The sequence below is a fragment of the Pseudomonas fakonensis genome (assembly GCF_019139895.1).
GTDB classification, from domain to species: Bacteria; Pseudomonadota; Gammaproteobacteria; order Pseudomonadales; family Pseudomonadaceae; genus Aquipseudomonas; species Aquipseudomonas fakonensis.
The window spans coordinates 5,880,735-5,900,463 of sequence record NZ_CP077076.1; the positions used below are offsets into that span (position 1 = coordinate 5,880,735).

Consider the following 19,729-nt stretch of genomic DNA (forward strand, 5'->3'; position numbering starts at 1 on the left):
GTGGCCGCACGCCCTTTGTCGAGACCTGTTTCGTGCTCATGGCCAAAGACCACCCCACCACCGGCACTCCCCGCCCGGAAGCCGCCCAGACCCTGCTCGCCCTGCTCCACGCCCAAGGTGAAGTGGCGCGCCTTAGCGAACGCGAACAGCTGTATTCCTCGCTGCTCGACAGCGTCAACGCCGTGTTGTGGGCCTTCGACTGGGAAACCCGCCAGGTACTCTACGTGAGCCCGGCCTTCGAGCGCATTTTCGGCCGCCCGGCCAGCCTGGTGCTGGCCGACTACAACGAGTGGCGCGACGCGATCTACCCGGACGACCTCGAGTACGCCGAACGCAGCCTGGCCCAGGTGCTGGTCAAGGGCACCGTCGAGGACCGCGAGTACCGCATTCTCAATGCCGCCGGCGAGGTGCGCTGGCTCAGCGACAAGTGCTACATCAACCAGCAGCGCGAAGGTGACCAGCGGGTGATCATCGTCGGCATCGCCGAGGACATTACCGAGAAAAAACAGCTCGAAGGCGAGCTGCAACGCCTGGCCACCACCGACGTGCTCACCCAGAGCAGCAACCGCCGGCACTTCTTCGAATGTGCCCAGCAAGCCTTCGACAGCGCCCGCGAAGACGGTACGCCCTTGGCGTTCCTGCTGCTGGACATCGACGACTTCAAGCAGATCAACGACAGCTACGGCCACCAGGAAGGCGACCAGGTGCTGCAACGCATCGCCGACAGTGGCAAGGCCGTGCTACGCCGTGGCGACCTGTTCGGGCGCATTGGCGGTGAAGAGTTCGCGGCCGTCTTCCCCGGCTGCAGCGCCCAGGTGGCCGAGCAGATCGCCGAACGCCTGCAACGCGAGATCCAGCGCCTGAGCTTTACCCACGGGCAGCAAACCTACGGTGTTACGGTGAGCCAGGGTTTGACCGGGCTGACCGACGACGACGAAACCCTCGACACCCTGTTCGCTCGGGCCGATGCGGCGATGTACCAGGCCAAGCGGCAGGGCAAGAACCAGATCATCAGAGGTTGATGGCTGGCACCAGGGCACTTGGTGTTGCTGCCCGAGGCCCTGCCAATGCACCCTCGGGCTCCAGTTGCTTGCCTTGGGTAAGCCCGACGTTGAGAATGTGCAACTGCTGATCCGTTGTCTTGCCCGACAGCCTGACTGCGCGGGCCATCAGACGCTCGATCAGGTTCGCTTTGGTGGATTCTTCTGAATAGCTCATGAACACCTCGGATATCTGGAGAGTGTTACGCAGTGGAGTGGCGCTCACAGGGAGAACCAGCCGCCCCTCAGCGTCATGGGTGAAGCCTAGCGATTGATAGACCGGCCCAGCACCTGGCACGGGCTCCTGCACTTCAATTTGCGAATACCTGAGCATCTTTGCGTACTCCAGCACCGCCAACACAGACAACGAAGCGACCATGCCTCGCAAAGGGTGTGCCCCTCCCGGCTTGCCTTCCAGCAAGATGATCTTGATGCAACGCCTGCTCCTTCGCGGGCTGGCGTAGCACAGGCCGCAAAGCTCCCGGGCAGACCACAACGACAGGTCAAAGCCCCTGGGGTCGCGCTCCATCCACTGCGGCACCTCTTACCAAGGGAAGGCGTGAGCCTGCTCGCCCCAAAGCTGAAAAGCCGCCTGGGCCCTTGGTCCTATACCTTCGAAGCGGACGCTGCCGATATCTGCGCCCGTAGCAAGGGTAAACGCCTCGTGGGCGCGCTTTCTTGCCTGTGAGCGATACACCTGATGGTGCAGATGACGGTACCTGTAAGCGCACATGCCACAACCTTCCTGCTAATCCTTGCTGGAGTAGCTGGAAAATCTACGCTTGAAGCATTTCCCTGCATACGCACGGACTTCCGCAATGCCCGTAGGAGCTTTCCCAAAGCTATGGAACGGGACACGATCCCGGTTCCCTAAGTCAGCCGGGGCCGCTCTGCGCCCCTTCGCGGGTAAAACCGCTCCTACAGGTTCAGCGTCAGCTCGAAGTACTGCGCAATCCTGTGGGAGCGGGTTTACCCGCGAACGGCTGCAGAGCAGCCCCACCAATAGTCTGACCGGTATTGGCTCATCGCCGCCGCCTCAGGCCTGCTTGTCCTCACCTTCATCAGGTGCAGCCTCTTCCTCAGGCGCCGCCTGCTCAGCCACCTCCGGTTCAGCAGCCTGGGCCAACCGCGCAGCCTCTTCCTCAGCCGCCGCCTTGGCCTTGGCCGCTTCTTCCTCGGCCACCGCATGGGGGTTGACCTTGCGCATGCGGGTCAATTCCGGCAGCCCAAGCTTGAGCAACCGCGCGGTCTTGCTACCCGCGACCTTCTCCAGCCCTTCGCTGGGCTTGAGCCGGGCCATCTGCCCGGACAGGTTCATGGCCAGGATCTCCCGGGAATACACCCCGCCACCGAGCTGGTACACCGCGGCGATCAGCTCGCGCAGGTTCAGCGGCAGGCGCCAGCGGGTACGCAGCGCCGAACCGAACGGCGCGCCGAACTCGTTGAGCGACAGCTGCACCTGGTCCTCGTCCAGCTCGCCCCCTGCCAGGCGCCACTCCTGCAGGGTACGCAGCACCGCCAAATCGCCCAGGCAGTGCAGCAGCCCGGCGCAATAACAACGGCCTTCATCCACTTCCAGCAGGCGCGCCAGGGTGCGGCCGTACTCGGCGGTGTGCAGCGACAGGTTCCAGTAATGCGCGGCATGCTGCGACAGCAGCGGGTCGCTCAGGCGCGCACTGCGCTTGAGGGTCAGGCCGAGGATGAGGTTCATGCTCTGGGTGCTGCCCAGCTTGTTCAGGGCCTGCAACAGGGTCTGCGCGGGGGCGTCGCGGTGCAGGGCTGCGCTGTTGGCTGCGGCAATCAGCACGGCGGTGATTTGCGGGTCGTCGCGCACTTCCTCTTCGAGCACCTTGAGGTTGAGCCCCTGGGGGTCGAGCGCGCGTTTGATCGCTTTTTGCACATCGGCGAACAGCGGGCCGCCATCGGCCGTGGCCCGGCGCTGCTCCAGGTAATCCGTCAGCCTGGCCCCGGGCGACAGCGCCGGCACCGGGCAGGCGACCGCCTCGCCATCGCCCACCAGCAACACCTCCAGGCGCTTGCGCAGCTTGTCCAGATTCACCGGTTTGCTGAGGTACTCGGTCGGGTGAAAGCGCAGGGTCTCCTTCACACTCGCCGGGTCGCTGCGCTCGCTCAGCAGGATGAACGGCAAACTTGGTTTTTCGGTGCCGGAGCGCACCTTGCGCAGCAGGTCCAGGCCATCACCACTGGGCAGTTCACGGGCCGCGATGATCAGGTCGGGCTTGCTCGAAAGCGCGTTCAATGCCTGGGAGCCGTCGGCGCAAACCTGCAGGCGGGCATCGCAGCGCACGCTCAGCAGCATCTCGCGCAGCATGTCGCGCACCCAGGGGTCACCTTCGACAATCAGCACGCTAGGGGGTACGGGGTCGACAGCGCTCATGAGCGGCTCTCCAGTAATGACGCGCGATCCATCGCAGCTTCCTCGGAATCCTCCTACAACCTTAGCGCCATAAGGCTACAAACAGCACAAAAAAACCCGCCGAGGCGGGTTTTTTCTGCAGCAGGTCACATCATGCGAGTTCAGCGAAGCACTCTTCGATGATGGCCAGGCCTTTGTCCAGCAGGGTGTCTTCGGCGGTCAGCGGCACCAGGATGCGCAGAACGTTGCCGTAGGTACCGCAGGACAGCAGGATCAGGCCCTTGTCACGCGCCTTTGCCACAACCTGTGCAACGGCAGCGGCGTTCGGGGTGTGGGTGCCTTTTTCGAAGACTTCCACGGCAATCATCGAGCCCAGACCACGGACGTCACCGATGATCGGGTGCTTCTTCTGGATTTCACGCAGGCCGGCGGTCAGGCGCTCGCCAACAGCCTTGCTGCGGTCCAGCAGTTTCTCTTCTTCGAACACGTCGATAACCGCCAGGGCCGCGGCGCACGCGATAGGCGAACCTGCGTAGGTACCGCCCAGGCCGCCCGGGGCGATGGCGTCCATGTACTCGGCCTTGCCGCACACACCGGCCAGCGGGAAGCCGCCAGCGATGGACTTGGCGAAGGTGGTCAGGTCAGGCGCAACGCCCATCTGCTCCATGGCGAAGAAGGTGCCGGTACGGCCAGCGCCGGTCTGCACTTCGTCGGCGATCAGCAGGATGCCGTGCTTGTCGCACAGCTCGCGCAGGCGCTTCATCAGCTCTTTAGGGGCTGGCAGGAAGCCGCCTTCGCCTTGTACTGGCTCGAGGATGATTGCAGCGATGTCGCGCGGCTCGGCGTCGTTCTTGAAGATGCGCTCGACCGAAGCAATGGCGTCGTCAACGCTGACACCGTGCAGCTCGCTCGGGAACAGCGCGCGGAACACGCCGCCTGGCATCAGGCCCATGCCAGCGGAGTACGGCACGACCTTGCCGGTCAGGCCCAGGGTCATCATGGTACGGCCGTGGTAGCCGCCGGTGAAGGCGATGACGCCGGCGCGGCCGGTGGCGGCACGGGCGATCTTCACGGCGTTTTCAACGGCTTCGGAGCCGGAGGTGACCAGCAGGGTCTTCTTGTCGAAGTCGCCCGGGACCAGCTTGTTGATCTTCTCGCACAGCTCGACGTAAGGCTCGTAGGCCAGCACCTGGAAGCAGGTGTGGCTGACCTTGGTCAGCTGCTCTTGTACAGCGGCAACCACTTTCGGGTGCAGGTGGCCGGTGTTCAGTACTGCGATGCCGCCAGCGAAGTCGATCAGTTCGCGGCCTTCAACGTCGATCACCGTGGCGTTCTTCGCGCTTTCGACGAAGATCGGGTGGATCTGGCCAACGCCACGCGGGACGGCGGCGACACGGCGTTGCATCAAGGATTCGTTGGTCTTGCTCATAATGCCCTCATTGCGCCGACTCTGACGGCGCTTTTATTCGGGGGTGGCTGGAAGGTGCACGGTCAGTATTCGTTGATCGACTGTCGTGAACGCCCTGGCCACCAGGTACTGCAGTGTCAAAAAGACCAGCGAGGCGTCGCTCTCGCGCCCCGCTGGCAGAGGTAAAAACCGCTAGTGCCGGATCAGATGCTCAGGCACAGGTATTTGATTTCGAGGTAGTCCTCGATGCCGTACTTGGAACCTTCGCGGCCCAGGCCCGAGGCCTTGATGCCACCGAACGGTGCCACTTCGTTGGAGATCAGGCCGGTGTTGATACCCACCATGCCGTATTCCAGGGCTTCGGCGACGCGGAACACACGGCTCATGTCGCGGGCGTAGAAGTACGAGGCCAGGCCGAACTCGGTGTCGTTGGACATGGCGATGACTTCAGCCTCGTCCTTGAAGCGGAACAGCGGCGCCAGCGGGCCGAAGGTCTCTTCTTTAGCGACAGCGGCGGTTTTCGGCACGTCGACCAGAATGGTCGGCTCGAAGAAGTTGCCTTCGATCAGCTTGCCGCCAGACAGCACCTTGGCGCCTTTGGAGACCGCGTCCTGGATGTGCTCCTGGACCTTGGCCACGGCCTTGCCGTCGATCAGCGGGCCGGTGGTGGTGCCTTCTTCCAGGCCGTTACCGATCTTCAGCTTGGCAACTGCAGCGGCCAGCTTCTCGGCGAACGCATCGTAGACGCCGTCCTGTACGTAGATACGGTTGGCGCAGACGCAGGTCTGGCCGTTGTTGCGGTACTTGGAGATGATCGCGCCCTCGACCGCCTTGTCCAGGTCGGCGTCGTCGAACACGATGAACGGGGCGTTGCCACCCAGCTCCAGCGAAACCTTCTTGATGTCCTTGGCGCATTCTTCCATCAGCTGGCGGCCGATTTCGGTGGAGCCGGTGAAGGACAGCTTGCGAACCAGGGAGTTGCCGGTCAGTTCCGAACCGACTTCGCCGGCGCTGCCGGTGATGACGCTGAGCACGCCAGCCGGGATGCCGGCACGGGTAGCCAGCTCGACCAGGGCCAGGGCGGAGTACGGGGTCTGCGAAGCAGGCTTGAGCACCATGGTGCAACCGGCGGCCAGAGCCGGGCCGGCTTTACGGGTGATCATCGCCGCCGGGAAGTTCCACGGGGTGATGGCAGCGGTAACACCGATCGGCTGCTTGATGACGATCAGGCGCTTGTCTGGCTGGTGGCCCGGGATGACATCGCCGTAAACGCGCTTGGCTTCTTCGGCGAACCATTCGATGAACGAGGCGGCGTAGGCGATTTCGCCCTTGGCTTCGGCCAGTGGCTTGCCCTGCTCGGTGGTCATCAGGCGGGCCAGGTCGTCCTGGTGCTCGATCATCAGCTCGAACCAGCGGCGCAGCTTGCCGGCACGCTCTTTGGCGGTCAGTGCACGCCAGGCCGGCAGGGCCTTGTCGGCGGCCTCGATGGCGCGGCGGGTTTCGGCGGCGCCCATCTTCGGCACGGTACCGATCACTTCACCGGTGGCCGGGTTGGTCACCTTGATGGTCTGACCGCTGTCCGCATCCAGCCACTCACCGTTGATGAAGGCTTGCTGGCGGAACAACTGAGCGTCTTTGAGCTGCATGTCGGCTTCCCTTTACTGCGAATTATTGATTGTTGAAAAGGCGCCCCCAATAGGGGGCGGCCGTCAGGAATTCGTGCACCAGGGTGTTCGACGCCTGGGTGCTGAGCGTTTGAAATCTCAAACGGAATGCTAAGCGGCTGCTGGGGTGTTGGACAATAGCCTGTTCGAAAAAAAGAACGAATGGTCGGAATTCAGATCAGCGGAAACATCGCGGGGCAAGCCCGCTCCCACACTTTCATCAATCAGCGCAGGAGCGGGCTTGCCCCGCGATTGGGCCTGGAAAGGTTAGACCATTGAGATCAGAACGCCCTCTCGAGGTCGATCACCAACGCCCGGTACCCTACGCTCCCCGGCTGGCGGCTGTGCACTTTCAACTCCACCACCACCTCCTGCGTACCCCGGCGTACCTCGTTGAGCACCGTGGTGGTGAGTTTCTGCGGCGTCAGGTAGTTCACCGACGCGCTATAGATGAACTGGGTGTCGGTATCGGCCCGGTACGCCACCACCGAGGTGATCGGGCTGTACCACTCGTCGCCGCGCTCCTTGCCGTACTGCCACAGCTGCTCGACCGTGCCTTTGGCTTCGTCGACCTTGTACTCCACCGCCCGGCTGTAGTTGCCGGTGAGCTTGGTCGGCCCGAAGTCGCGCCCCCAGCCGTTGTCAAACACGGTCAGCGTGCCGCGCCCGGTCAGCCAGGCGGTGTGCTGGGTCCAAGACCACTCGAAACCTTCGCCCAGCGGCTTGAGCACCTTGTCCTGCAGGCGTGCTGGCCAGCCTTGCGGTGCAGCGAGGATCCACTTCACCTGTTTGTCGCGGCCGATCTTCACCACGCCCTGATGACGTGCTGAAACGATGATGCTGTCGTCATCGGCGTCATAGTCGATGGCATTCACATGGGCCCAGTTGCGCCCGGTGCCTACGCCCGGGGTATCGCCGAACGGCAGGTCGCCTTCGGCCAGCTCGTTGGCCAGGCGCTCTTCCTGGCGTTGCACCCCGGCCGGCAGCTGGATGGCCGCCTTGCCCAAGGTCTCGAGCAACTCGCCGCGGTACGGGTCGAGGATCTGGTTGAGGTCCCAGAAGTCCAGCACGTCGCCGGCTTCGTTGAGCTCGATGATGTGGTCGCGGATCGAGCGCACGCGCTTGCCGTCGGGGCGCCGGTAGTCGCTGGTGCCGACCCGCAGCAGGTAGGTGCCGTTGCTGGTCTCGCGGATTTCGTGAGAGAAGTCGGCGAACTTGTCCGGCAGGTTGCGCTGCCAGATGCGCCGGCCCAGCAGGTCGTACTTGGAGTAGGTCTGGCCCTGGCCCCAGATCAGCTTGCCGTCGCGGGTCTGGTGGAAGCCCATGGTGCCGCCCAGGCCGTCGCGGCGGTTGGAATCGTGGATCTGCTCGATGTCCAGGTACCAGCGCACGTCGCCATTGCTGTCGGCGATCCAGTTGTTGCCCACCGAGTCCCATTCCGCCGCCCCGCCCAGGCCGTTCCATTTGAAAGCCTTGGCCCCGGGAATATCGGCCAGCAGGTGGTTGAACAGGTACAAGCGCTGCTCGAAGCCCGGCGCCACGCTGACCGGTTCCACCTCGGGCAACGCGGCGGTCTGCTTGGCCACCACCGGCAGGCGCACCGCCGGGGCGTAGATTTCGTAGCGCTCGCGGATGCGCTCACCGTCCAGCTTGTAGCTCACCTCCACCTGGTTGACGTGGTCGGGGTACAAACCGAACACCGGGATGCCGCCATAGGTCCACAGCGACTGCTGCGAAACCTCATAGCTGATGGCGACACCCCGCTCGCCGCGCCCCAGCACCCGCACATGGGCGGCGCTCAGGTTGCGGCCACCGTCGCGCACGATGGCGGTCAGGGGTGCCAGACGGTAGGGGTTGACCACCACATCACCCAACAGGGCTTCGCTGTGGTCGGGCACCCGGGCGCTGACGCAGGCGCCTTCGGGCAGTTCGTGGGGCTGGGTCTTGGCATTCATGGCAAAGCTCCTTGTGCTCAGAAGTCGTAACGGGCGGTGGCGCCCACGGTGCGCGGGGTGCCCAGCACGCCGGCGTAGCCGCCGTTGGCCGAGTTCCACAGGCTGGTGAAGTAGGTCTTGTCGCCGGCGTTCTTCACCCACAGCGACAGGTCGAGCACGCCGTCGCCCTGGTCCAGGCGCACACCGGTAGACAGGTTGACGATGGCGTAGCTGGGGATCTGGCCGTATTCGGAGTCGTCGATGGTGCCCACCGCCTTCGAGCGGAAGGCGTAGCTGGCGGTGACGTAGGGCTCGATGTGCTCGGCCAGCTGCCACTTGTACTGGCCGTTGAGGTTGGCGATGTACTTGGAGGCGCCGACCACCTGGTGGCCAGACAAGTCGCAGGTGGCCGCAGCGTTGGCCAGGCTCACCTCCGGCGGGCACGGGGCGTCGTCGTACTCGGTGTAGCGCACGTCGTTCCACGAGCCGTTGAAGTCCAAGGTCAGGCCGCGGACCGGCAGCGCCGTGGCCTCGAACTCAAGGCCGCGGGAGCGCACGCTGCCGGCGTTGGCCAGGTACTGCACGCGGTTGACCTGGTCGTAGACGTTGGCCTGGTAGCCATGCACCTCGGTCCAGAACAGGTTGGTATTGAACTGCAGGCGGTCGTCGAACCAGGTGCTCTTGAGCCCCAGCTCGGCGTTGTTGGCCCGCTCGGTGCCCACCAGCAGCGAATCGGTGCCCAGCCGCGGCGCGGCGCCGACCGTGAGGTTGACGCCACCGGACTTCTCGCCGTGGGTCAGGCTGGCATAGCCGAGCAACTGGTCAGTGAAGCGGTAGCTCAGGCTCAGCAGCCCTGATGGCGAGAAACTGTACTGGCTGAGGTCGCCCGAATCGTAGGCCCCCACCCGGCCCTGGCGCGCCGCAGCCGCAGCGCCGGTCACCGCAGCGCCGCCCACCGGGGCATCGCGGGTTACCCAGGCGTTTTTCTCTTCGTAGGTGCCGCGTACACCGGCGGTGAAGTCCAGGCGCTCGGTAAGGTGCCAGGTGGCCTGGCCGAACAGGGCGTAGCTGTCGGTGTCGATGTGGCCGTTGCCGAGGGTGTTGACGTTGGCCAAGGCGCCAGCCGGGGTGATGTTCCAGATATCGGCTTGCGCGCCGTAGTAAGTGAACGATTTGTTGTCCAGGTCCTGCTTGAAGTAGTAGGCGCCCAGCACATAGTCGAAGAAGCCGCCGGTGGGCGATGCCAGGCGGATCTCCTGGGAGTACTGCTTGTCACGCACCGACACACCTGCGCTGCTGAACACCGGCACGTTCAAGCCGTCATCGTTGCGCGGGGTGAAGTCCCACCAGCGGTAGGCGCTGATCGAGGTCAGGGTGAAGTCGTTGGGCAGTGTCCAGTTGGCCTCCACCGAGGTGCCGCCCTGGAACACCGTCACCCGCTGGTCGGCGTCGAAGTTGACCTTGCGATCCTTGCCCGACACCAAGGTAGCACCGGCCTGCGCCGCCAGGCTTTCGTAGCGGTTCACGCCATTGATGGTCGGCCCGGTGCTGTACAGGCTGAGGATGCCGTTGTCCGAGTCCTCCTCGTTGTACTCGCCGATCCAGCGCAGGTTGAAGTTGTCGTCGGGCTTGAACAGCAGCTGGGTGCGAAAGCCCTGGCGCTGGCCGCCGTTGAGGTCGTGGCCGTTGTAGATGTTCTTCACATAGCCATCGTCCTCGGTGTGATAGGCGCTGATGCGCCCGGCGAGGGTATCGGTGAGCGGCCCGGAAAAACTCCCCTGGGTCTGCCAGTAGCCGTCCTCGCCCAGCGACGACTGCACGCTGCCTTCCTGGTGGAAGGTGGGCTTGCGGGTGGTGATGTTGAGCACCCCGGCAGTGGTGTTCTTGCCGAACAGCGTGCCTTGCGGCCCGCGCAGCACCTCCAGTTGCTCGACGTCGAGCAAATCGAACACCGCCATGCCCGGGCGCCCCAGGTAGACGTTGTCCAGGTAGATGCCGACGCTGCCCTCCAGGCCGTCGCTGGCCGGGTTGTTGCCCAGGCCACGGATGGAAATGCTCGACTGGCGGGCATGCACGTAGGCCACGTTGGTGCTGGGCACCAGTTGCTGCAAATCCTGCACCCGGTAGATGCGCTGGGTTTCCAGGGTTTCGCTGTCGAGCACGCTGATCGGCGTGGGCACACTCTGCGCCGTCTCTTCGCGGCGCCGGGCATTGACCGTGACGGTACCGAGCTTGGCTTCCTGGGACGCAGCCGGGGTGGCCGGGGCGACCTCCTCGGCAAAACTGCCGCCGGAGGTGGCCAGCAGCACACCGGCAGCCAGGGGTTGAAGGGCAAACAACGACGCACGCGTCGGCCAACGGAAAACTCCGGACATGCAGATGCTCCTTGAGGCATGGGCCCTGGCGAGCATTTCCGTTGGCGGAACCGAATCGCGATCAGCGGGGCTTTATTCTTTTATGAGATATAAATATTTGTAATTCATATTTTGTGGAATAAGTAACACCCTTTATAAAAGCCTCAACCCTTCCCGGCAATTGCATTCCACCGAAAGTTTCCATGTAGAAAATGCATATCGACCTGCGCCAGCTCCGCCACTACATCGCCCTGGTTGAACACCGCAGCTTCGTGGCTGCGGCGGCCGCGGTGAACCTCTCGCAATCGGCGTTCAGCCGCAGCATCCAGACGCTCGAGCACAACATCGGCTGCCGCCTGGTGGACCGCGCCAGCAAGGAGCTGGCACCGACCCGCCAGGGCCTCTTGGTGCTGGAGCATTCACGACGGTTGGTGCACGGGGCGCACAACCTGGTCAACGAGATCAACCAATTCAATGGCGCCACCACCGGTGTGGTGCGCTTCGGCTCGGGGCCGGCCCCGGCCGGCGGCCTGGTACCTCGGGCGGTGGCGCGCTTCGTGGCCGAATACCCGGCGGCGCGCACCTGCTTTCAGGTGGACAACTGGCAGGCGCTGAACCGCAAGCTGGTGGCCGAAGAGATCGAGTTCTTCGTTGCCGACACCCGCCAGTTCGAGGCCGACCCGGACTACCAGGTGCACAAGCTGGCGCCGCAGCGCTGGCACTTCTGCTGCCGAGCCGGGCACCCGCTGACCGAGCGCAGCGAGGTGCGCGCGCGCGATCTGTTCGACTACCCGCTGGCCACCACCTTCCGCCCGCCGAACATCCGCAAGATCCTCAGCGACCTGAGCGGGCGCCAGGACTTCTTGCCGAGCGTGGAGTGCGAGCATGGTTATGCACTGCTGAACGTGGTGCTGCATTCGGACACCATCGGCATCGCCTGCAGCGCCAACCTGCGGCCGTACCAGATGGAGCGGGGGTTGGTGGCATTGAAGCTTGCGGACCTTGCGCCGGAGCAGGAAGAGGCGTTCTACACCCGCTACGGGGTGGTGAGCCGGGTGGGGTATGGACTGTCGCCGTTGGCGCAGGGGTTGGTGAGGCAGTTGATTGCCTGTGATGCCGAGCAGTAAGTGGCAGCGTGGGAGCGGGCTTGCCCCGCGATGGCGGCGTTGGATTCACCGACGCCATCGCGGGGCAAGCCCGCTCCCACGGGTTCATATCAGCCCTTGCGGGTAGTCCGGCTCAACTGCCCATCCACCCCCACCGGCACCTCGCCGGCCAGGGTTACCCGGCGCACCACCCGTGGCTGGGTGCCGTAGTCGTCCACCGCGTAATGCTGGGTCGCGCGGTTATCCCAGATCGCCACGTCACCGGCCTGCCAGCGCCAGCGCACGGTGTTTTCCAGGCGCGTCACATGGCCTTGCAACACACTGAACAGGTGCTGCGAGTCGGCCTGCGAATACCCCTTGATGCGTTTGACGAAGTGCCCCAACTGCAACACTCGCTCACCGCTGATCGGGTGCACCCGCACCACCGGGTGCTCGGTTTCGTACACGGTCGAGGTGAACACCTTGCGGTAGCGCTCAAGCTTGGCCGGGTCGACGTCGGGCTTGATGCTGGCGTAGTCGTATTCGTTGCTGTGCACCGCCCACAGCTGGTCGGCCAGGGCGCGCAGCGGCTCTGGCAACTCCTGGTAGGCGGTGGCGGTATTGGCCCACACCGTGTCGCCGCCAGAGGCCGGGGCCACCACGCTGCGCAGGATCGAAGCCTTGGGGTAGGCGTCGACGAAGGTCACGTCGGTGTGCCACGAGTTGGCCCGCTGGCCTTCGGCGCCGTCCAGCTGCAGCAGGTAGCTGGTGCCGTCGACCACCGGCACGGTGGGGTGGGCGATGGGCTCGCCGAGCAGTTGGGCGAAGGCCTCCTGGCCAACGTCGTCCAGGTGGTTCTGGCCGCGGAAGAAGATCACCTTGTGCTGCACCAACGCAGCCTGGATGGCATCGAGGGTGGCGGGGTCGAGGTCGGCGGACAGCTTGACCCCGCGAATCTCGGCGCCGATGCGCCCGGCGACGGGGTGAATGTCCAGTTCGATTGCTTGCGGCGCGGTGGCCAGTGCGGCGTTGCTCATGGTCGTGGTCCTCACGGTTGTTGTCGGGTCAGCGGGCGGCCTGGGTGGCCTGTTCCTGTTTCAGGGCAGCATCGAGAAAACGCGGTTCGACCCAGTCGGTCACCTGGAAGCCACGGCGGATCAGGCGCTCCTTGGCGGCCAGGTCCACGCCCTGCTGCAGTTGGGCAATGAAGCCTGGGTCCAGGCGCGGGTCGAAGTACTTGGCCAGGTCCTCCTTGGCCAGGTCATCACTGAGGATGCTGCGCGGCCAGTTGGCATTGCTGGCCACCAGTTCCACGAAAGCCTCGCGGTTGTGTTCGTCACGTAGCCAGTCGGTGGCTCGCTGCTGGGCGTTGACCAGGCGCTGCACCAGCTCAGGGTATTGGCGGATGAACGCACCGGTACCCAGCAGCACCGCCTGGGTACTGCCGGCGCCCTTGAGGTCGCGAGAGTTCACCGGCAGCTCCACCAGCCCGCGCTCGCGCAGCGACAGCAGGTTGGAAAGGCCCCAGGCGGCATCGATCTGCTTGGCCGCCAAGGCGGCGTTGGAGGCGTTGAAGTCGAGGTTGATCACCTTCAGGTCGCGCTCCGACAGCCCCTGGCTGGCCAGCGCACTGGCGAACGACAGCTGGTTGGCGGTGCCGCGGAACACCGCCACGCGCTTGCCCTTGAGGTCTTGCAGGCTGTGGATGCCCGAGCCTGGTACCACGCCCAGGTAGCTCTTCACGTTGCGTACTCCGGCGCTGAGCACACGGGTATCGAGCCCGTTGGCCTTGCCGACGATGGCCGCCAGGTCACCCAGGTAGGCGAAGTCCGCCTGGCCGTTGGCCAGGGCCTCATTCACCACCGGGCCTGCGCCCTTGAAGAACAGCCAGTCGATACGGATACCGTCCTTGGCGAACTCCTTTTCCAGCAGCTGCTGGTCACGCAGCACATCGACCACGCCAGCGGCGCTGTGCTTGCTGCCGGCGCTCAGGTCGGGCACGGCAATGCGGATGCTTTCGGGTTTGGCCAGTTCGGCGGCCTGGGCGTTCAGCAGCAATGCACCGAACAGGCTCAGGGCGGTGAACAGTTGTCGCAACGGGGTGTGCATGGCAAGGCTCCTTGGCCGACGCTGTTTGGCCAGAAGCTAGGCGGACGGGGTTAGAACCTACAAAGACCTAAAGCTGATTTTCTAGTAACCGAAATGCATAAATCAGGCGCGCCGCGGGCCTGCGGGCGGCTTGCAGAATGCGCATGGAAAATATGAGCAAAACGCAATGAAACGGGCTTTGCGCATGCAGCGAACGCATGCTCTTATCTCTTGATCGTTATTTATGTGAATTTTTAATTCCATAAAAGAATAATCAAGGAACGCTTTGGGAGATGGGCCGATGAGTGGAGTTCTCGGGGGCAATGCTTGGTGTTTTGCCGGGTTGGGGCGCGGCCCCATCGCGGTGCAAGCCCGCTCCCACGCCCTACCCTGGCTGGTGCCGTCGCTGGTGCTGGCCCTGTGGGTGGTAGCCAGCCGCGAGCACTGGATGAGCGAGCAAATTCTGCCGGCCCCGGCGCTGGTGTGGCAAAGCGCGCTGGAGTTTGGCGCGGGCGAGATCTGGGGGCACCTGTGGATAAGTTTGCAGCGGCTGCTGTGGGGCCTGTTGGCGGGCATTGCCAGCGGCCTGTTGCTGGGGACCTGGCTGGGTGGCTCACGACGGGCACAAACCCTGGTGCTGCCAAGCTTCGTGGCCCTGGCGCAAATCCCTACCTTGGCCTGGATCCCGCTGTTCATGCTGTTCTTCGGCATCGGCGAGTTGCTCAAGCTGGTGGTGCTGGTCAAAGCCGTGGTGGTGCCGGTGACCCTGCACACCCTGGTGGGCGTACGCGATGCCCAGCCCAAGCTGCGCGAAGCTGCCGCCACCCTGCGCCTGCCACCGCACCTGTTGTTCTGGCGCCTGCTGCTACCGGCTGCCCTGCCCGCCTTCCTGGCTGGCACGCGCCTGGCCCTTGCCGCTGGCTGGACTTCACTGCTGGCGGTCGAGCTGCTGGCCTCCAGCGAAGGCATCGGCTACCTGATGGTGTGGGGCCGCCAGCTGTTCATGCTCGACCTGGTGTTCCTGTGCATCGTGCTCATCGGCCTGGTGGGCGCGCTGATGGACCGGGGTTTCAGCCGCCTGGAGCGCAGCCTGCTGTACTGGCCGCAGCCGCCCACCGGCGAACAGCGCCGCGGCGACATACCACGGGGCTGGCAAAGTCTGCTGCTGCCAGCGGTGCTGCTGGTGCTGTGGCAGGCGGCCAACCGCTTTGGCTGGGTCGATGGCAACATCCTCAGTTCACCCTTGGACGTGCTGCGCAGCCTGTATGCCGGTGTGCAAGATGGCTCGCTGCCCGATGCCATGCGCCTGAGCCTGCAGCGCACCCTGGCCGGCCTGCTGCTGGGCGGCGGCGCAGGCTTTGCCGTTGGCTTGCTGCTGGGCCTGTCGCACAGTGCCGAGCGCGTGTTCGGCCCGAGCCTGTCGGCGCTGCGCCAGGTGGCGCTGTTCGCCTGGGTGCCGCTGCTGACCGCCTGGTTTGGCCTGGGTGAAGGGGCCAAGCTGGTGTTCGTCGCCCTGGCGGCGTTCTTCCCGCTGCTGATCGCCACTCAGCGCGGTATCGCCAGCCTGTCGCCGCAACTGGGCGAGGCCGCCCTGGCGCTGCGCCTGAACCTGTTGCAACGCCTGCGCCTGCTGGTGCTGCCGGGGGCGGCACCGGCAATTTTCGCCGGGCTGCGCCTGTCGCTGATCTATGCCTGGCTCGGCACCATTGGCGCCGAATACTTCATGCCCTCGGACGGCGGCATCGCCAGCCTGATGATCGGCGCCCAACAGTTGTTCCGCATGGACCAGGTGATGGCCGCCATGGTCCTGATCGGCCTGGTCGGCGCCCTGCTCGGCCACCTTGGCCAACGCCTCGAATCGCGCGCCACGCGCTGGAGATCCGCATGAACGCCTTCATTACACCGGCCCTGCACGCGGCCAACCAACCCGACGCCACCCCGCCGCTGGTCAGCTTCGAAGGGGTCGGCAAGACCTTCAGCGTCGACGGCCAGGCGTTCGAGGCCATCCGCAACTTCGACCTGTCGATCAACGAAGGCGAATTCATCGCCATCGTCGGCTCGTCGGGCTGCGGCAAGTCGACCCTGCTGCGCCTGCTGGTAGGGCTGGACAACGACTACAGCGGCCAGATCCGCGTCGATGGCCAGGTGGTCAGTGGCATCGGCGGCGAGCGCGGCATCGTGTTCCAGGAGCACCGCCTGTTCCCATGGCTGACGGTCGAGCAGAACATCGGCCTGGGGCTGGCCAACGACAAGCTCACCCAAGGTGAGCGCGCCCGGCGGGTGCACGAGTTCGTGCAACTGGTGGGTTTGGTGGGCTTCGAGTCGGCCTACCCGCACCAGCTGTCTGGCGGCATGGCCCAGCGCGTGGCGATTGCCCGGGGGCTGGTGGCCAGCCCGCGCATCCTGCTGCTGGACGAGCCGTTCGGTGCACTGGATGCGCTGACCCGCCAGCAATTGCAGGACGAGTTGCTGGCCATTCGCGAGCGCTCGGGGGTGACCATTTTGCTGGTGACCCATGACGCCGAAGAGGCCACCTACCTGGCCGACCGGGTGGTGGTGCTGGAGCCGCGGCCGGGGCGGATCAAGGCGGTGGTGGAGATTGACCTGCCGCACCCGCGCCAGCGTACCGGGGTGGCGTTGCATGGGTTCAGGGAAAAGGTGCTACACCAGATTACCGGGGATGGCGGGTACCTGCGGCCGGTGGCGCAGCGGGTGGAGGGGTTGCGGCCGGAGTTGATTGCGCTTTAGCGGGTGGGTAGCCAGGACCGGCCCTATCGCCGGCAAGCCGGCTCCTACAGGTACAGCGCCGTTTTGAAGGTCATGCGGTCTATGTGGGAAGCGCCCCGGCAAGGCCGCTTCCCACAGGGATCGCGCCAATCTCGAGAATTTGAGCTCACATAGCGTCAGCTAGCCCAATTCGCGCAGGTACTCCCAGGGGTAGATCCCCCGCTCATGCCCATCGCTGAACACCAGCTGCACGCCATACCCCTGGGCCTCGATACGCACTACACGCACATCCTCGCGCACCAGGCTGATCGCACCTTTGAGCCTTGCGGCGCGGCACTGTGAACAGGGGCAGGCACCGCGCAGCCGGGCGTGGCTGATCACCTGCCACGCCTCGCCCCACTGCACCTGCAGCTCCCCGGCCTCGCGGCGGTTGCGCAGCGCGCTGGGCGCTTGCATCACACCGCCCCCTGCAACTGCGCCAAGGCAATGCGCACGGCTTTGCGCACCTCGGGGTCGCTGTCGACTTCGGCCGCCTGCAAGGCCGGCAAGGCGCGGGCCAGGCCTAACTCACCCAAGGCTAGCGCGGCTTCCTTGCGCAGGTTGGCGATGCCATGCCCGAGCAGCTGGGCCAGGTCGTCCAGGGCAGCGGCATGGCGTAGCCGGCCCAGCGCCCGGGCGGCGCGCAGGCGTACCTGCCAGTAGCTGTCGGACAGGGCTGCTATCAAAGCGTGACCGGCCTCGCCATGGCCCACCTTGCCAAGCGTCGTGGCGGCTTCCTCACGCACCTGCCAGGCCGGGTCGGCCAAAGCGCCGATCAACGCCGGCAGCACACTGGCGCCACGGGCCAAGCCCAAGGCGCCGATCGCGGCGCGGCGCACCTCGGTGTCCGCCTCGCGGGCGGCCAGCTCGGCCAGGGCGGGCAAGGCCGGCTCATGCTTGAGCCAGCCAAGGATACCCACCGCCTCGCGGCGCACCCCGGCATCCGGGTCAGCCAAGGCCCGCAAGGCAGGCCCGGCAGCGTCTTCCAGGCGCAGCTCACGTAGTGCCCGCAGGGCGCTGGCCCGCACGAAAGCGTCGGCATGCACGGCCCAAGGCAGAATCAACTGCCCGGCTTCCTGGGTCTTGAGTTCACTCAGGCTCTGCGCAGCCGCCAGGCGCACCGCCTCGGCCGGGTCGGCCAAAGCGGCGCACAGGCCCTGCACCACTTCGGGTTCTTCCCAGGCTTCAAGCAGGCGCGCGGCCTCAGCGCGTACTTCGGCACTGGCATCGACCAGCAGTGCATCGGTCAGCCACGGCAGGCCGTCCGGGTCTTCCAGGTCGGCCAGCGCGATCAGGGCGATGCGCCGCACGCCGGCGTCGCTGTCACCCAGCCGCGGCAGTAGCTCAAGAATGTCGGGGTTGTCGGTGCTTCGTTCGGTCATAGCGCAATCCGCAGCGGAGGATGGTCGGCGTCGGGCAGGCCCAACGGTGTCAGGCGCGGCAGTTCGCGGCCTTCTTCATGGCGCAGCAGCGCCAGGCAATGGCGTTTCAGGTGGGTGAATTCGGGGCTGGTCAGCAGGCCGGCCCGGCGCGGGCGGGCAAAGTCCAAACGCAGGTCTTCGATGAAGCGCCCAGGGCGCGGGCTCATCACCAGGATGCGATCGGCCAGGAACAGCGCTTCGTCGATGTCATGGGTGACGAACACCACGGTGGTGCGGATGCGCGCCCAGATATCCAGCAGCAGCTCCTGCATGCGCGAGCGGGTTTGGGCATCCAACGCGCCAAAGGGCTCGTCCATCAACAGCAAGCGCGGGTGGTTGATCAGCACCCGGGCGATCTCGGCGCGTTGCTGCATGCCGCCGGACAACTGGCTGGGCCAGCGCTCGGCAAAATCGCCCAGGCCCACCAGTTGCAGCATCTCGGCGGCCTTGCGCTGGCGCTCGGCCTTGCCCAGCCCCTGCATCTTCAAGCCGAAGGCGACGTTGTCGAGCACGCTGCGCCAAGGCAGCAAGGTGTGGTGCTGGAACACCATGCCGCGCTCGGGCGACGGGCCGGGTATCGGCAGGCCATCCACGCGTAATTGCCCGCTGGCAGGCGTAAGGTGCCCGGCCAGGGCGCCGAGCAGGGTCGACTTGCCGCAGCCGGAGGGCCCGAGAATGCACACGAACTCGCCCGGGGCGATGGCAAAATCCAGCGCCTGCACCGCTTCGAAGGCCTCGCGGCCCTTGCCCAGGCGAATCGACAAGCCCTGCGCTTCGATGCGCCCAGGCAGCTGTTGATAACGGTTCATCAGCCGCGCCTCCCCGCCCGGTACCAGGGCGTGGCCAGGGCGCCCAGGCGCTTGACCAGGGCACTGCTGCCCATGCCCAGCACGCCGATCAGCAGCATGCCGACAATGATGTCGGGGTAGTTCTGCAAGGTGTAGGACTCCCAGGTGTAGTAACCGATGCCGAACTGCCCGGAAATCATCTCGGCGGTAACCAGGCAGAACCACGAGGTGCCCATGCCGATGGCAAGCCCGGTGACGATGCTGGGCAAGGCCCCAGGCAACACCACTTCACGCAGGATCGCCCCGCGCCCGGCGCCCAGGCTGCGCGCCGAGGCCACCAGGCGCGGGTCGACCGCCTCAACGCCGTGCACCGTATTGAGCAGGATCGGGAACAAGGCCCCGGTGAAGGTGATGAACACCATCGACAGCTCCGAGGACGGAAACATCAAAATCGCCAGCGGAATCCACGCCACCGCCGGGATCGGCCGCAGCACTTCCAGCGGTGGCATCAGGGTGTCCTCCAGCCAGCGCCAGCGGCCGATCAGCAAGCCCAGTAACACACCCAGCAGCGCCGCTACGCCATAACCGGCGAACACCCGTGCCAGGCTGCTGCCCAGGTGGGCCAGCAATGCGTTGGACGCCAGCAATTGCCAGGCGGCATCAAGCACCGCACCTGGGGTGGGCACGTAGGTGAAGGTAAACAGCAGCAGGTTGAGCTTGTAACTGGCCGCCAACTGCCAGAACAGCAGGCAGACCAGCAGCGAAGCCAGGCGCAACGGCCAGCGTTTGAGGTCGTGGGTCACG

16 protein-coding genes are annotated in these 19,729 nt (G+C 65.3%); 4 read left to right on the forward strand and 12 right to left on the reverse strand.

Going from position 1 to position 19,729, the window contains the following annotated elements; genetic code table 11:
• Positions 1–38 precede the first annotated feature (38 nt).
• The gene (locus KSS94_RS25920; RefSeq protein ID WP_217843672.1) at positions 39–1,022 is read left to right on the forward strand and encodes a GGDEF domain-containing protein; all 984 of its coding nucleotides are present in this window, start codon (positions 39–41) and stop codon (positions 1,020–1,022) included.
• On the opposite strand, the gene KSS94_RS25925 is transcribed toward KSS94_RS25920, so the two are convergent.
• The 6 genes from KSS94_RS25925 to KSS94_RS25950 form a co-directional block, all read right to left on the reverse strand.
• Positions 1,012–1,569 (reverse strand): hypothetical protein, encoded by a 558-nt coding sequence (locus KSS94_RS25925; RefSeq protein ID WP_217840865.1) that lies wholly within the window; start codon positions 1,567–1,569, stop codon positions 1,012–1,014. The two genes, KSS94_RS25920 and KSS94_RS25925, sit on opposite strands and share 11 nt — an antisense overlap.
• Before the next feature lie 507 nt (positions 1,570–2,076).
• Positions 2,077–3,438 (reverse strand): HDOD domain-containing protein, encoded by a 1,362-nt coding sequence (locus KSS94_RS25930; RefSeq protein ID WP_217840866.1) that lies wholly within the window; start codon positions 3,436–3,438, stop codon positions 2,077–2,079.
• 130 nt (positions 3,439–3,568) lie between these two features.
• Entirely contained in the window at positions 3,569–4,846 is a 1,278-nt protein-coding gene (gene gabT / locus KSS94_RS25935) for a 4-aminobutyrate--2-oxoglutarate transaminase (protein ID WP_217840867.1), read from the reverse strand.
• Between the two features lie 182 nt (positions 4,847–5,028).
• Positions 5,029–6,471, reverse strand: a complete 1,443-nt coding sequence (gene gabD, locus KSS94_RS25940; RefSeq protein WP_217840868.1) for an NADP-dependent succinate-semialdehyde dehydrogenase — start codon at positions 6,469–6,471, stop codon at positions 5,029–5,031.
• Between the two features lie 299 nt (positions 6,472–6,770).
• On the reverse strand, positions 6,771–8,444 hold the full coding sequence (locus KSS94_RS25945; protein ID WP_217840869.1) for an aryl-sulfate sulfotransferase: 1,674 nt from the start codon (positions 8,442–8,444) through the stop codon (positions 6,771–6,773).
• 17 nt (positions 8,445–8,461) lie between these two features.
• Positions 8,462–10,798, reverse strand: coding sequence for a TonB-dependent receptor (locus KSS94_RS25950; RefSeq protein ID WP_217840870.1), 2,337 nt, complete (start codon positions 10,796–10,798; stop codon positions 8,462–8,464).
• Between the two features lie 191 nt (positions 10,799–10,989).
• Here KSS94_RS25950 and KSS94_RS25955 point away from each other — a divergent pair, with 191 nt between their 5' ends.
• A complete protein-coding gene (locus KSS94_RS25955) occupies positions 10,990–11,904 on the forward strand; it encodes a LysR family transcriptional regulator (RefSeq protein WP_217840871.1) in 915 nt (304 codons plus the stop codon).
• 89 nt (positions 11,905–11,993) lie between these two features.
• Here KSS94_RS25955 and KSS94_RS25960 read toward each other — a convergent pair whose 3' ends face one another.
• Both KSS94_RS25960 and KSS94_RS25965 read right to left on the reverse strand, forming a co-directional pair.
• Positions 11,994–12,899: a TauD/TfdA dioxygenase family protein gene (locus tag KSS94_RS25960; RefSeq protein WP_217840872.1), complete on the reverse strand. Its 906-nt coding sequence runs from the start codon at positions 12,897–12,899 to the stop codon at positions 11,994–11,996.
• A gap of 28 nt (positions 12,900–12,927) precedes the next feature.
• Positions 12,928–13,971, reverse strand: coding sequence for an ABC transporter substrate-binding protein (locus tag KSS94_RS25965; RefSeq protein ID WP_217840873.1), 1,044 nt, complete (start codon positions 13,969–13,971; stop codon positions 12,928–12,930).
• Positions 13,972–14,251: 280 nt separating this feature from the next.
• Here KSS94_RS25965 and KSS94_RS25970 point away from each other — a divergent pair, with 280 nt between their 5' ends.
• Positions 14,252–15,838, forward strand: a complete 1,587-nt coding sequence (locus KSS94_RS25970) for an ABC transporter permease (RefSeq protein ID WP_217840874.1) — start codon at positions 14,252–14,254, stop codon at positions 15,836–15,838.
• On the forward strand, positions 15,835–16,698 hold the full coding sequence (locus tag KSS94_RS25975) for an ABC transporter ATP-binding protein (protein WP_217840875.1): 864 nt from the start codon (positions 15,835–15,837) through the stop codon (positions 16,696–16,698). Before KSS94_RS25970 ends, KSS94_RS25975 begins: the two co-directional genes overlap by 4 nt.
• A 159-nt stretch (positions 16,699–16,857) precedes the next feature.
• On the opposite strand, the gene KSS94_RS25980 is transcribed toward KSS94_RS25975, so the two are convergent.
• The 4 genes from KSS94_RS25980 to KSS94_RS25995 are packed head-to-tail and all read right to left on the reverse strand — an operon-like array spanning position 16,858 to position 19,728.
• Positions 16,858–17,133 carry a DUF971 domain-containing protein gene (locus KSS94_RS25980; RefSeq protein WP_217840876.1) on the reverse strand — a complete coding sequence of 92 codons (276 nt, stop codon included), beginning with the start codon at positions 17,131–17,133 and terminating at the stop codon, positions 16,858–16,860.
• Positions 17,133–18,098, reverse strand: coding sequence for a HEAT repeat domain-containing protein (locus KSS94_RS25985; protein WP_217840877.1), 966 nt, complete (start codon positions 18,096–18,098; stop codon positions 17,133–17,135). Before KSS94_RS25985 ends, KSS94_RS25980 begins: the two co-directional genes overlap by 1 nt.
• A complete protein-coding gene (locus KSS94_RS25990; RefSeq protein WP_217840878.1) occupies positions 18,095–18,946 on the reverse strand; it encodes an ABC transporter ATP-binding protein in 852 nt (283 codons plus the stop codon). The genes KSS94_RS25985 and KSS94_RS25990 overlap by 4 nt, the downstream gene beginning before the upstream one ends.
• On the reverse strand, positions 18,946–19,728 hold the full coding sequence (locus tag KSS94_RS25995; protein ID WP_217840879.1) for an ABC transporter permease: 783 nt from the start codon (positions 19,726–19,728) through the stop codon (positions 18,946–18,948). The genes KSS94_RS25990 and KSS94_RS25995 overlap by 1 nt, the downstream gene beginning before the upstream one ends.
• Position 19,729 lies beyond the last annotated feature (1 nt).